Source organism: Janthinobacterium sp. 75, from assembly GCF_004365495.1.
GTDB lineage: Bacteria > Pseudomonadota > Gammaproteobacteria > Burkholderiales > Burkholderiaceae_D > Janthinobacterium.
In genome coordinates this window covers 2,671,765-2,684,692 of record NZ_SORD01000001.1, presented here as the reverse complement: position 1 = coordinate 2,684,692, position 12,928 = coordinate 2,671,765, and the positions used below count along the sequence as shown (strand labels likewise).

Sequence of the window (12,928 nt, the reverse complement as noted above, 5' to 3'; positions counted from 1 at the left end):
GGAGGTGATATTTTGTCTTTATTGAAAACCGGGGAGTGCCAGGCGTGCTGTCCTGACCTGCTGAGCAAGGCTGGCGTGGCTGACGTGCACATCGAAGGCAAGGGCATCCTGTCGCAGCTCGAACACGGCGTCGCCGCGCCTGCGGCCAGACCCGCCCTGCGCTGGCACCCAGGACGGTGGCACTGGGCCGCTGCTGCGCTGTGCCTGGCAGTGCTGATTACGGCCGTGCTCGCTTATGACACGACCATCGTGCCCGTGCCGGCAGCACCCGCCACGGCTATGACGGCGCCCGTAATGCCCGCGCCAACGATACTGCCGCTTGCCGTGCAGGCGGCCACCATCGTCAATACGGCGGCCCCGCCCTTGCCTGCGGCGTCCGCCACGACAGCAAGCGCAAACGCGCCGCACAAGACGCCGCCACCCATGCGCCAGGCGGCCGCGCGTCCACAGGGGGCGAGGCCGGCCGCCGCGCCCGGCGACAGCGACGTCGCCCTGCTGACGGCGATGGTCGCCCATGCGCACCGGCAAGAATCCACGGTGGCGCCCGTGCGCGACGTGGTGCTGCGCCAGCAGGAACAGGAAAAGGAAACGGCGGAACTCTTGCAGCGCTGTCAGCAGCTGGGCCCGATCGAAGGCATGCTGTGCCGTTCGCGCATCTGTTCGGGCCGCTGGGACAGCGATCCCGCCTGCCATTGAGCGCCCGCGCGCCCAGTAACATGTCAGGCGCGCTCGGACACTCCCGTCAGCTTGCCGTCCCCTGGCCCGTCAGCCTGCCTTCGGGTGAGTGGCCGCGTCCATGCGGCCTTGCAAAAAGCCTTCCATCAGCGCCAGCAATGCCTGCGGCTGTTCCTGGTGCGGTGTATGGCCGCATTGCTCGACGATGGCGGGCACGGCGTTGAGCGCCTGCGCCACGATGGTGTCGACCTGGGCCGCGCTGCCGTACTGGTCCTCGCTGCCCTGCACCACCAGCGCCGGACATTCGACGGATGGCAGCAGGTATTCGATGTTCCAGAACTGGAATCCATAGCTGAGCCAAGTATGCGACCAGGCCTTGAAGATGGCTTCCGTCTTGTCGCCATGGTATTTCGCCAGTGCGCGCAGCTTGCCCGCGCCAAACGCCGCGTCCGCCACACGGATGCCATCGAGCGTGATGCCTTCGACAAACACGTGCGCCGCTTCGGTGATGATGCCGCGCAAGCGCGGCGGCTGCTGCGCCGCATAAATGAGGGCGATGCTGCCGCCATCGGAGTGGCCGACGAGAAAATGGTCCTGCCCCGGCAACAGTGCAGCGAGCACTTGCGGCAGCTCGCACAGCGCGTAGTCGTGCAAATAATGGAGTTGGCGGCGCGCCTCCAGCGGCGACGATTGCCCATAGCCGTGGCGGTCATACAGCAAGCCGCGGCAGCCCGTCGCCTGGCATAGCTGCGCGGGGAAATCTTTCCACATCGCACAACAGCCGAGCCCCTCGTGCAGGAATACCAGGCAGGGCTTGGCGGGGTCGCCTTCGATCAATTCGTAATAGATATCTGTTTCGGCACTCAGGTTCAGTATCGGCATAGGCTAGGCTCGCAACGGGTTGCGTATCGACAGGTCGGCTGCGCCTATTGTGCCATTGTCCTGCCCGGCATGCGTGGTGCCCCCCTAAAAATAGCCTGCGGGAAAAGATCTTGCCACTTGCCTGCAAGGTGTTTGCGCCAGCACAAATGAGCGCCGTTTTGCATGGCCAGATCACGCCTTTTTGCTAGCTTGCGGGCCTAGAATTCATCTCTGCACTATCGGAGCAGACGGCTACCTTATCAGCCAGGACGTGACACTGGCCGTCACGGCAACAGATAGGGCGTCTTGCCGCACGACGTCAGGCGCGGCGTCCAAACTATTAATCAGGAGCGCATCATGGATATGAAAGTAGAACATCGCACCGGTAGCAATCTGGCCCTGGAAACCGCGGATCTGCCGATGGAACAGGACGGCAAAAGCGCGAAAGGCGTGGCTGCACAGGCCTTGAACCTGAGCGCCGCCGCCTTCACCACCTATTACACGTGGACGGCCAATGGCGTGCATCCTTCGGTCAACTTCGCCAATCCCAACGTGAAAGCCAATTCGCGCGTCTTGCTCAACATCAGTGAATATGGCGCGACTCCCCAGGACCGTTTTATCGGCTCAGCCCGCATGGCCGTATACAACATCGCACCATACAATGGCGGCTTCCGTGCCTGGGTGGATATTTCCTGGGGCAGCCCGCTCAAGGTGCGTTTCGACGTGTTTGTCGATCCCTGATCCGGGAAACACTGCGCCTGCCCCTGCTACTGGCGGACCGGCAACGCGCACGTCGCTAAAACACGTAAGGGATGGCAAGCGTGTATGGAAAACCGTGCGCGCATGACAAAAGGGCCACGTGTTGCCACGTGGCCCTTTGCTGCTGCTTGTTCTGGCTCCCCGACCTGGACTCGAACCAGGGACCTGCGGATTAACAGTCCGTCGCTCTACCAACTGAGCTATCAGGGAAAGGAGGCCGAATTATATACGTCAAAATTTCTCATGTCCAGTTGTTGCTGCATGCCCGGCAAAAACAGGCTGCCTGTGGCTGCCTGCCTCGCTGGGACGTGAACGAATGGCGGGCGCTGCGGCGCGCCTTCGCCTTGAGCATAGGCGCTGACTGGGCGCTGCTGTGGCATCGTGCGCGTGCGCCAGACGGGACGCCGACGCCGGACGGCGCAAGCCTGCGGGTAGCCGCCGCGTCCGTCTGCGCGGCGCCACGCAAGATAGTAGAATAGCCAGGTCTTCCCGACACGGAAGGCGCTAACGGCATGCCGCCAACGGGGCGTCGACCACGCCACCGTGCGGGCATGTGCTTGCAAGGCTCATCCTTGCCCCTGGCTGACTGCTCTCACCCGACATGACAGAATCAAGCGCACCCCTGGTGGAAAAGCACGGCAGCGGCGACAGCTCGGCAGAGATTGCCGAGCATATGACGGCAGCCATCGTGGCGCGCCAATTGCCGCCCGGTACGCGGCTGCGCGAAGAGGCGCTGTGCCGGCTGTATGGCGTCAGCCGCACCAAGATCCGCGCCGCCCTGTTGATCCTGTCCAAAGACAAACTGATCCGCATGGTGCCCGACAAGGGCGCCTTCGTCAGCCAGCCCACCGAAGCGGAAGCGCGCGACATCTTCGCCGCACGGCGCATCATCGAGGCGGCCCTGGCGCGCGAGTTTGTCGCGCGGGCCAAGCCCGCCGACTACCGGATGCTGGAGCGGCACCTGAAAGCGGAGCGCCTGGCGCTGATGCAAGCGACGCCGCTGCGCTCGCAACTGCTGGGCGACTTCCACGTTTTGCTGGCCGACATCGCCGGCAACGCCGTCCTGCGCGACATCGTGCGCGAACTGGTGGGGCGCAGCTCGCTCATCACCATGCTGTACCAGTCCAGCCATGCTGCCGCCTGCTCGTATGACGAACACGGCCGCTTTCTTGAGGCCGCGCGCAGCGGCGATGCGGACCTGGCAGCGCGCTTGATGGTCGAGCACCTGGCACATGTGGAAGCGGCCTTGCGCTTCGATGGCAGCGCCGGCGACGCCAAAAAAGACCTGGTGGCGGCGCTGCTGATGTAAGCGACGCCATGATCAAAAAAAAAGGCCGCCCCTGCGGATGCCCGGGCGACCTGTCTCATGCGACGGCAACTGCTTGTCAGCAACCTGGCTATTCGCCCAGGTAGATAAACTTGAACAGGAAGATCGCGGCGATGATGTAGGCTACCACCGACACTTGCTTGCCCTTGCCAGTCAACAATTTTAATACCGCATACGTAATGAAACCGAACGCCACGCCGCTGGCCACCGAGTAGGTAAACGGCATCATCAGCGCCGTGATGGCAGCCGGAATGCTTTCCGTGCTGTCATCCCAGTCGATATAGGTCAGTTCGCGCAGCATCAGGCACGCCACGTACAGCAGTGCAGGCGCCGTCGCGTATGGCGGCACCGTGTGCGCCAGCGGGGCGAAGAACAGGCTGCCCAGGAACAGCAGCGCGACGGCCACGGCCGTCAAGCCCGTGCGACCACCGGCTTGCACGCCGGCCGCGCTTTCCACGAAGGCCGTGGTGCTCGACGTGCCCAGGCAGGCACCGGCGGCAATCGCCGTGCTGTCGGCCAGCAAGGCCTTGTTCATGCGCTCCATTTTGCCGTCTTTCAACAAGCCGGCACGGTTGGCCACGCCCATCAGGGTGCCCGTCGCATCGAACAATTCCACCAGGAAAAATACCAGCACCACGTTGACGATGCCGATCGACAGCGCGCCCATGATGTCGAGCTTGAACAGCGTCGGTTCGATGGCGGGCGGCGCCGAGATGATGCCGTTGAACTGGTTGCCGCCAAAGAAGAAGCTGGCGATGGTGATGGTGAGGATGCCGATCAGGATGGCGCCAGGCACTTTCAGGCGGTCCAGCGCGACGATGATGAAAAACCCGAGGATGGCCAGAATGGGCGCCGCCTTGTGCAAGTCGCCCAGAGCGATGATGGTGGCGGGGTTCGACACCACCACACCTGCGCTTTTCAGGGAGATGATCGCCAGGAACAGGCCGATACCGACGGTAATCGCCGTGCGCAGCGCGGGCGGGATGCTGTTGATGATCAACTCGCGCACCTTGAACAGGCTGACCAGGATGAACAGGCAGCCGGAAATGAAGACGGCACCCAGCGCTACTTCCCAGCTCATGCCCATGCCCTTGACCACCGTGTACGAGAAATAGGCATTCAAGCCCATGCCTGGCGCCAGTGCGATCGGATAGTTCGCGTACAGGCCCATGATCAGGGTGCCGATGGCGGCCGCCAGGCAGGTGGCAACAAAAACGGAGTCTTTCGGCATGCCCGCGTCGCCAAGGATGGACGGGTTGACGAAGATGATGTAAGCCATCGTCAGGAATGTGGTCAGGCCGGCCAGCAGCTCCGTGCGCACATTGGTCCCGTTGTCCTTCAGTTTGAAATAGCGTTCCAGGAACTGCATGATTAACCCCTTGTTTTGGTAAAACCGCGCGCGTGGTCTTGGACTATGCGCATCTTTTTTTCTTGCAAAAAATACTTACTTGGTCGGCGCGCTGGCCGGCTTGAAGGCCCACCAGCGGCTGCCCGCAAAATTCCAGACCAGCCCGATTCCCGTCGCCAGCACCTGCGCCAGCCAGTAATACCAGCCCAGTTGGTGTACCAGCAGCCACATCAGGCCCGTATTGATGCACCAGCCTATGCCCAGCAGGGTGAAATACTTGCTGGCCGCTTCGCCATGCCCCTTGTCGCTTTTAAACGTGAAAAAGTAATTGAGGATGTAGTTGACGACGGAACCGAGGATATAGCCGATGCCGGAAGCGGCGGCGGCGCTGATGCCAGCCCATTCCACGCCGCCCCACAGCACGCTGTACTGTACGGCCGTGCCGGAAGCGCCGACGGCGGCAAAACGTAAAAATTGGTGATGCAGGGAATGGGACATTGTCAATTTTCAAATGAGGCGAAAGCCAGGATCGGGCCAGAATAAAAAATGGCTACGATTGCTCGTAACCATTTTTCAGCCTGCATTTTACTGCAAGTTGCGTCCAACGTTCATAGTCGCCGCCGTTTCGCCGCCGCTTCGACTCTTAAACGTTGCGTTGACGGCGCCGGCGCAGCCACACCAACAGCGCGATCAGCAGCAAGATGCCCACGATGCCGCCGGGCAGCATGAAGGGTTGCATGCGCGCCAGCACGGGCTTCTCGCCGCCGCTGCGCGCCTGCGCCACGTACGCGGGAGTGACGGACACGTCCGGATTGCCATACTGCTTCAGCACGTAGTTGGCGATCGAAGCGATCTGCTCATCCGTCAATGGCTGTACGTAGGAACGCTGGTCGAAACGGGGCATGAAGGCTTCGTGCTCCTCCCCTTCGATCTTGCGCTCGACGCCAAACAGAATGGCCGACACCAGGTTGGCCGGCGTGTTGCCGCCCGTCGCCGTGTTGTTGAACAGGGCCGGGTAACTCTGGCCCGTGCTGCCGGCGCCGCTGGCCGAATGGCAGCTGGCGCAGTAGCCGGAAAACAGCACCGCACCGCTGTTCAGGGAATGGTTCTCGGTGGAACTGGCCATGCCGCGCAGCACAGCTTCCTCGCTGGCCGCGCTGCCATGGCTGAACGCGGCCTTGGTCTGCCCCGGCGCGCGCACGGCCGGCACCGTGCGCAAGTACGCCACGATCGCGGACACGTCGTCATCGCGCAGGAATTGCAGGCTGTTCTGGATGGCTTCGGCCATGCCGCCCGCCGCCTGCCCCTTGCCTTCCACGTGGCCCGTCTTCAGGTAGGCGGCAATTTCCCCGTCCGTCCAGGCGCCGATACCGCTGACCTTGTCGGACGTGATGTTGGGCGCGTGCCAGGAACCAAGCGACGCGCCCGCCAGGGTCTGGCTGCCGATTTCCGCCATCAGCGCATTGCGCGGCGTATGGCAGGCGCTGCAGTGCGCCAGGCCTTCGGCCAGGTAGGCGCCCCGGTTGATCTGCGCGCTCTTCGCTGGATCTGGCACAAAGCGTTTATTGTCGAGGAACAAAGTATTCCAGCCCAGCATGGACAGGCGCACATTGAACGGGAATGGCAGGGCCGTCTGGCGCGCCGGTTCATCGACAGGCTTGACGGCCTGCATGAAGTAGTAATACAGGTCGCCCACGTCCGCGTCCGTCAGCTGCGCATAGCTGGTGTAGGGCATGGCGGGATACAGATGGCTGCCATCGGCGCGCACGCCTTCGCGCAGCGCGCGCGCAAAGTCAGCTTCGCTGTAGTGGCCGATGCCGCCTTTTTTCGATGGCGTGATGTTCGTGGCGTAAATCGTGCCCAGCGGCGAGTCGATGGCATAACCGCCCGCATACGGCTTGCCGCCCGCTGCCGTATGGCAGGCCATGCAGTCGGCGGCGATGGCCAGGTAACGGCCCCGCTCCAGGCGCGCATCGGGGCCAGCCGCAGCGACTGCAGCGGGCGCGGCCGGGCGGTCCGGCGTCAGCGTGACGGGCGGAACAGGTGGCGCAGCGTGCACGGCCAGCGGCACGCCGGCCGCCAACGCCAGGCCAAGCAAGAAACGGCGCATCATGCTGCCTCCCTTGCCAGGGTGCGGGCGATGTCGTCGGCCGCGCGCAAACCGAGCGCGGCCATGCTGAGGGTGGTGTTCACCACGCTGGCCGACGGCATGGCGCCGCCGCCCGGCAGCCACAAATTGGCATGGTCGTGGGCGCGGCAATTGCCGTCGACCACGGAGTCAAGACGATTCGAACCCATGATGACGCCGCCCATGATGTGGTTATTCGCGTTCAGGCTGCTGGTGATGTTGAATTCCACGGCGCCGAACAGCTTGCCGATGTGCTCCAGCTGCGCATGCGCGGCCTTCGCGCCATCGCGCACGTAATCGCCCACGTCGTAATAAATATCGGGACAGGCCAGGCCCAGCGGGTCCTTGCGCGTCTTGCTCAAAGTCAAGCGGTTATGCGCTTCGGGCAGCGGCTCCAGGCTGATCGACAGGTCCACGCCAAAGGCGGCGCGGCGGCGGATTTCATCGTCGAGATCCTTGCCCACCAGGCCCAGTTTGAGCGACTGCTGGGTAGCAGGTCCCACGCGGGTAATATTGTTCAGGATCATCTTGTTGGCCGAATACTGCGAACGGAAGGCGCCGTCGCGCGGCCCCACCAGACAGCTGCTCTGCGCAGGACCACGCCCTGTCCAGATCGGCTCATTGGCGAGGAAGGTACAGTGGAAGCCCGAGTGATCCATCATGTTGCGGCCGACTTGATCCGAACTGTTGGCGATGCCGTTCGGATTGTTCTGGTTCGCCGCCAGCAACAGCAAACGGGGCGTTTCGATGCCATTGCAGGCAATCACGAAAGCCTTGCCGGTCGCCATGTGCGACTGTTTTTTTGCGTCATACCAGTGCACTGCCGTCACGCGGTTGTTGTGGTCCGTGTCGATGCGGTAGACGACGGCCTCGGCCAGCACGCCAGCGCCCTTCAGCTCGGCACGCTCCACATGGTGGATGCCGTTGTACATGGCGCCGATGGGGCAGATCGGCTGGCAGTTGTTATTGCCACAGCAAGTCGGACGGCCCTGCCACGGACGCGTCGAGCGGCCTTGCGGAATCGGCACGGAACGGTAGCCGTGCGGGTTGACCACTTCGGCGAAGCGCTTGTCGCCATAGCCCCAGGGCACCATGTCCATCGGGTACGGCGCGCTTCGCTCGCTGGGCGACTGCAGGGCCGGATCGTTGGGGCCGGCCACACCCATTTCCTGCTCGGCGCGGCAATAGTACGGTTCCAGCTCATCGTAGGAAATGGCCCAGTCGCGCCCTACCCCGTAATCGCTCTTCATGCGCATGTCGGACGGCAAATGGCGCCAGCATGAAGCGGCCCAGTGCCAGGTCGTGCCGCCCACAGTGCGCAGATAGCCCTGCTGGAAACTGCTGCCGCTGGGGCCGGACAATTCCACATAGTTATTCTTTGGGAAATACAGGGGCGCGGGCGCGTTCTCCGCCTGCGGATACAGGCCCTGGAAGTCGGAACCGACGCGGTTTTCGAACGGCATGTTGCGCCAGTTTTCCACGGCCTGGCCCCGCTCGATGCGCAAGCCCGCTTCCAGCATGATCACGGAGTGGCCCTGCGCGGCCAGCTGGTCGGCCATCATGGCGCCCACGACGCCTGTACCGACGATGACGACATCGGCGACGACGTCGCCATTACTCTTGAATTGGGGTGATTTCATTTTGCTTGCTTGCCTTTCGGTTCGGGAGTGCCGGTGGTGGCCGGGGCCGGTACGGGTTTCGGTGCCACGGGCGCGGAGACGCGCACGGCCGGCGGTGCCTTCAGCCACCACAGGGGGCCGTAGTTGCAATAGGTGGGCACGACCTGGCCATCGGCCACCGTGCGGTACATCAGGGCTTCCGCATACGCGACGACGATGGACTTCGTGCCCTGCGCCGGGTTGCCGGCCACGGTGCCCGTGTACCAGGCGGCGACGATAGCCAGCGCCAGCTCGCGCAGGCTGGCATCCACAGCGGTGGCGGCCGCCAGCAGCGCCTTGGCTTCCTGGCCCGTGACGAGCAGCGCGCCCAGCTGCGGCAAGCGCTCGGCAAAGCCGGGCAAGTTTGCGCGCATGGCTTGTTCGATGCGCGCCGCCGTAGCGGCGGACAGATCGCGGTGGCCCGTGATCGTTTGCGACAAGGTATAGAACAGCATGGTGGCGGGCGCCAGACCGGCAGCCGGAGCGCTGGCCGGCGCCTGCATGGCGGCGGACAGGGGATTGCTCCAGAAACCGGCCTGCGCCAGCAAGGCGGCCAGACCGATCAGGGCGTGGCGGCGGCTGATGCGGGGAAGGGATGACACGGATGTTGCAGATGGTTCGCTGCCTGGATGGTTCATGAGACTCCCGCAAGACTTGTTGTTTTGTTGACTTGGATGATTGCGTTACATTGCATTTGCGCATATGGAACCGGTTCCATCATTATCCTACATAAATAAATTGTTTGCCAATGGAGTATTACTACTGGGACAGTAGTGGGCAATAGACCTGCCGCAGTCGCAGGGCATCGCTCGCAGGCTTGTCGGTGCAGACGGTGCAGGATGCATGACCATCCCTCTTGAAATGATTGCAAGCTTGCTTAAAAATTGGCAGCATAGCGAATAGGCAAACGCCTGCAATACCGCCTGGGGCGTATCCACCAGTCTATCCCTGAACCGGAGCATCGATGCACACTTTGCCGCCTCCCCTCCTTGCCGCCCTGCCCGCCCCCTATCAATTGCGGCTACAGCACGACGGGGACGATGCCTTTGCCGCCGCGCTGTACAGTGCCACGCGCGATGACCTGCGCCAGATGCAGGCCGAGCCTGCCCTTATCGAAGAGTTGATCGCCATGCAGCGGCGCATGCAGTCGCACGGCTACCGCCGGCATTTTCCGCAAGCGGCCTACCTGGTGTTGCTGTACGGCGACATTCCCATTGGCAGGCTCGTCATCGAGCAGCGGGAACAGGCGCTGCGCGTGGTCGATATCGCCGTGCTGCCGGAGGCGCGGGGCCGGGGCGCAGGCAGTGCCGTGCTGCGCTGTCTGCAGTCGCTGGCCGAGGCGCAGCAATTGCAGATCCACCTTGGCGTCAACCGCAATAATATGGCCGCGCGCAAGCTGTATCTGCGGCTGGGATTTCAGGTACAGGCGGAAGACCAGGTGCAGGAGCAGCTGGTATGGCGAGCAGCGCGATGCCACTGACCTTCGATGTGGCCCGCATGCTGCACCCGGCTCAGTTGCCGCTGCCCCGCCTCGGCCTCGCCCCACGGCCGCGCAGTTGCAAGCGATGCGCGCGCGGCGGCGTGCATGCGACATAGGGCACGGCCTTCCACGGCGATCCACCGGTGCCCAGGACGACTGCCAGATCGATGATTTTTCTGCAGCCAACTATCTGAAGAGGAGGTTTGTCGACGCACCCGATGAAAACCATGCGAGCCGCATGGCCCTCGCGTACCCCATGCAGCTGTTCAAAGGCGGCGCGCAATATGCCGCTGCAATCAACCTGAAACTGACCCTGAAACCATGATAAAAAAAATGACCCTGGCAGTACTCTTAACCGCCCTGTTTCCCTTCTACGGATGCCAGGCGCAAACCACGGCTGAAGCAAAAACCGTTTCCGCTGAAGTCACTACCACCCTGACACCCGACATCGGCGGCATCAAGCAGGTGGTGGAAATCAAGACTGACGACGCGACCAAACCCGTGCTCCTGTTCTTGTCCGGCGGGCCGGGAAGCTCCATGATCAAGGGTGCGGATACCTTTACCAATGCGCTGAAAAGCAGATACACGCTGGTGCAATGGGACCAGCGCGATGCCGGGAAAACCTTGAAACTGAATCCCTCCCCCACGCAACCGTCCGTCGCTCAGATGGAGCAGGACACGTATCAAGTCATACAATTTCTGCGCAAGGAATTAAAGCAGGAAAAAATATACTTGCTGGGTAGCTCCTGGGGTAACGTCCTGGGCTTTTATATCGTCAAGCATCACCCGGAACTGCTGCATGCCTATTTCGCGTCGAATCCTGTCGTGAGCCAGCTGGAAAGCGAAAAAGAATTGCTGCAAGCCTTGAAAGTGCACTTCAAGGACAATGCCGTCGCCAGCAAGGAGCTGAACAGCATCAGTTTCCCGTTTACCAGTGACGAAAGCATGTTTTATTTAAGAAAATGGCTTTTCTACAAGGATGGCAAGGCATTTGCAACGAGCGAGGGTTTCAAGACGGGCTTTCTTCAATGGTCAAAAACCTGGTCGCCAGTCTGGAACGAGGTCATGAACATTGATTTGCCAAAGACCTTGAAGAGCGTTGACTGCCCCGTGTATTTCTTCGTCGGCAAAAATGACATCCAGACCTCGACCAGGATCACGCAAGCGTATTTCGAGACCTTGAAGGCGCCAAAGAAGGGACTGTTTTTCTTTGATCATTCCGGGCATCAGATACACCAGGATGAACCTGCAAAGTTCCAAGAAGCCATCATCAAGACATTGGATACGGCTGGCAATTCCTGACGCCACGCGCTGGATAAACAAACTGCCCCGACTCTGGTGTTGCCCATGACACCATGCTCGGGAGCTGGCCAGCCGGCCAAAACAGCGCCGCCTCACTCGCCGGCAATGCTCGCAACGGCCCTCCCGATCAGCGACGCCAACGCATGGGCTTGCAAAGCAAGGAATCGACAGACTCGCCTCGATCCGGCACAAACGCCGCAATGCAGACCAATGCCTGGGCCTTGGCATCGTTCCCCGCTTGCGTGACCACGGCGCCGCCATACGAATGAGCGACCAGGACCACAGTCGCTGGATGCCTGGCGGTCTATGTGGCGGATCAAGGGCAGGCAACATGGGCGTCTCGTGCGGGCTTTGAAACGCAAAAAGCCCAACCGGTAAAGGCTGGGCTTTTCGATACTGCTGATGTTCTGGCTCCCCGACCTGGACTCGAACCAGGGACCTGCGGATTAACAGTCCGTCGCTCTACCAACTGAGCTATCAGGGAAAAGAGGCCGCATTCTATAGGGTAAATTTTGCGATGTCCAGATTTCCTCCTGAAAAAGGTATATTTTCCTGCCTCACCTTGCCAGACACTCAGCCAGGATGCTCTTGCGGGTAGTAGTCAAAGACCAGCACCCGCCCCAGCCAAGGCTTGAGCTGCTCGACAAAGGCCAGGTGGGCCGGATGGGTCAGATACACGTCGCGCGCAGCAGCGTCATCGAAGGTCAGGGTAAAGCAATCGGTAAAGCCATCATCGAGGCCTTCCGGGCTGACGTTCGGCCCCCACTCAAATTGCCGCACGCCGGGAATGCGGTGTTTCAGTTGGGAAAACTCATAGACGAGCTCGGCATGCTTGGCGGAGGTGATGCCATCGAGAAAGTCGCACAGGACGATGTGGCGCAAGGCGGAGGTACAAGTCATGGGAAGGTGCTCCTGAAGTGATGCCTTCAGGATAGCGCAAAACGCGATCACGCACAGCCCGGCCCAGCCCAGCTGGCAACAACGGAAAAAAAAAGGCCATGTTTTTCAACATGGCCTTCCGAATTCTGGCTCCCCGACCTGGACTCGAACCAGGGACCTGCGGATTAACAGTCCGTCGCTCTACCAACTGAGCTATCAGGGAAAAGAGGCCGTATTATATAGGGCAACTATTCACATGTCCAGATTCCCATAGGGAAATTCTTGTCCTGCCTATCTGCCCGCGCCTGCGGCGGAAAACAAAAAAGGCCACGTTTTTCAACGTGGCCTTCCAAATTCTGGCTCCCCGACCTGGACTCGAACCAGGGACCTGCGGATTAACAGTCCGTCGCTCTACCAACTGAGCTATCAGGGAAAAGAGGCAATATTATATGTCGCTTGTTCCACATTTGCAAGAGCGATACTGCATCTCCACAAACACGGCTACCACCGA

At 61.5% G+C, this 12,928-nt stretch carries 13 protein-coding genes, 4 tRNA genes and 1 pseudogene; 6 read left to right on the top strand and 12 right to left on the bottom strand.

The features are described 5' to 3' along the window. Positions 1-12 precede the first annotated feature (12 nt). A complete protein-coding gene (locus C8C89_RS26955) occupies positions 13-696 on the top strand; it encodes a hypothetical protein (protein WP_166674719.1) in 684 nt (227 codons plus the stop codon). Between the two features lie 69 nt (positions 697-765). Here the strand turns inward: C8C89_RS26955 and C8C89_RS12175 are convergent, their stop codons facing one another. Then, on the bottom strand, positions 766-1,557 hold the full coding sequence (locus C8C89_RS12175) for an alpha/beta hydrolase (RefSeq protein ID WP_101482139.1): 792 nt from the start codon (positions 1,555-1,557) through the stop codon (positions 766-768). 336 nt (positions 1,558-1,893) lie between these two features. Here C8C89_RS12175 and C8C89_RS12170 point away from each other — a divergent pair, with 336 nt between their 5' ends. Next, complete coding sequence (locus C8C89_RS12170; protein WP_243857990.1) at positions 1,894-2,277, top strand: hypothetical protein; 384 nt, start codon at positions 1,894-1,896, stop codon at positions 2,275-2,277. Between the two features lie 152 nt (positions 2,278-2,429). On the opposite strand, the gene C8C89_RS12165 is transcribed toward C8C89_RS12170, so the two are convergent. Continuing rightward, positions 2,430-2,505: transfer RNA gene (locus C8C89_RS12165), tRNA-Asn, on the bottom strand. Positions 2,506-2,896: 391 nt separating this feature from the next. Here C8C89_RS12165 and C8C89_RS12160 point away from each other — a divergent pair. After that, positions 2,897-3,604 carry a GntR family transcriptional regulator gene (locus C8C89_RS12160; RefSeq protein ID WP_133990084.1) on the top strand — a complete coding sequence of 236 codons (708 nt, stop codon included), beginning with the start codon at positions 2,897-2,899 and terminating at the stop codon, positions 3,602-3,604. Positions 3,605-3,692: 88 nt separating this feature from the next. Here C8C89_RS12160 and C8C89_RS12155 read toward each other — a convergent pair whose 3' ends face one another. From C8C89_RS12155 to C8C89_RS12135, 5 genes are all read right to left on the bottom strand, one after another. Then, positions 3,693-4,991 carry an NCS2 family permease gene (locus C8C89_RS12155; RefSeq protein WP_101482142.1) on the bottom strand — a complete coding sequence of 433 codons (1,299 nt, stop codon included), beginning with the start codon at positions 4,989-4,991 and terminating at the stop codon, positions 3,693-3,695. Positions 4,992-5,066: 75 nt separating this feature from the next. Further along, positions 5,067-5,468, bottom strand: coding sequence for a GtrA family protein (locus C8C89_RS12150; RefSeq protein ID WP_101482143.1), 402 nt, complete (start codon positions 5,466-5,468; stop codon positions 5,067-5,069). 145 nt (positions 5,469-5,613) lie between these two features. Next, positions 5,614-7,083, bottom strand: a complete 1,470-nt coding sequence (locus C8C89_RS12145; protein ID WP_166674718.1) for a c-type cytochrome — start codon at positions 7,081-7,083, stop codon at positions 5,614-5,616. Next, positions 7,080-8,738, bottom strand: coding sequence for a GMC family oxidoreductase (locus C8C89_RS12140; RefSeq protein ID WP_101482144.1), 1,659 nt, complete (start codon positions 8,736-8,738; stop codon positions 7,080-7,082). Before C8C89_RS12140 ends, C8C89_RS12145 begins: the two co-directional genes overlap by 4 nt. After that, a complete protein-coding gene (locus tag C8C89_RS12135; protein ID WP_133990082.1) occupies positions 8,735-9,394 on the bottom strand; it encodes a sugar dehydrogenase complex small subunit in 660 nt (219 codons plus the stop codon). Before C8C89_RS12135 ends, C8C89_RS12140 begins: the two co-directional genes overlap by 4 nt. A gap of 326 nt (positions 9,395-9,720) precedes the next feature. Here C8C89_RS12135 and C8C89_RS12130 point away from each other — a divergent pair, with 326 nt between their 5' ends. The 3 genes from C8C89_RS12130 to C8C89_RS12120 all read left to right on the top strand — a co-directional run bounded on the left by C8C89_RS12130 (position 9,721) and on the right by C8C89_RS12120 (position 11,538). Beyond that, positions 9,721-10,236, top strand: coding sequence for a GNAT family N-acetyltransferase (locus C8C89_RS12130; RefSeq protein WP_133990080.1), 516 nt, complete (start codon positions 9,721-9,723; stop codon positions 10,234-10,236). A 76-nt stretch (positions 10,237-10,312) separates the two neighbouring features. After that, on the top strand, positions 10,313-10,561 hold the full coding sequence (locus C8C89_RS12125; RefSeq protein WP_133990078.1) for a hypothetical protein: 249 nt from the start codon (positions 10,313-10,315) through the stop codon (positions 10,559-10,561). A gap of 8 nt (positions 10,562-10,569) precedes the next feature. After that, complete coding sequence (locus C8C89_RS12120) at positions 10,570-11,538, top strand: alpha/beta hydrolase (RefSeq protein ID WP_133990076.1); 969 nt, start codon at positions 10,570-10,572, stop codon at positions 11,536-11,538. 157 nt (positions 11,539-11,695) lie between these two features. On the opposite strand, the pseudogene C8C89_RS27315 reads toward C8C89_RS12120, so the two are convergent. From C8C89_RS27315 to C8C89_RS12095, 5 genes and pseudogenes are all read right to left on the bottom strand, one after another. Then, positions 11,696-11,821, bottom strand: a pseudogene (locus tag C8C89_RS27315) (alpha/beta hydrolase); the annotation flags it as partial. Between the two features lie 125 nt (positions 11,822-11,946). After that, positions 11,947-12,022: transfer RNA gene (locus C8C89_RS12110), tRNA-Asn, on the bottom strand. Between the two features lie 89 nt (positions 12,023-12,111). Continuing rightward, on the bottom strand, positions 12,112-12,438 hold the full coding sequence (locus tag C8C89_RS12105; protein ID WP_101482147.1) for a Dabb family protein: 327 nt from the start codon (positions 12,436-12,438) through the stop codon (positions 12,112-12,114). A gap of 126 nt (positions 12,439-12,564) precedes the next feature. Further along, positions 12,565-12,640: transfer RNA gene (locus C8C89_RS12100), tRNA-Asn, on the bottom strand. A 134-nt stretch (positions 12,641-12,774) separates the two neighbouring features. Then, positions 12,775-12,850, bottom strand: a tRNA-Asn gene (locus tag C8C89_RS12095). Positions 12,851-12,928: the final 78 nt, after the last annotated feature.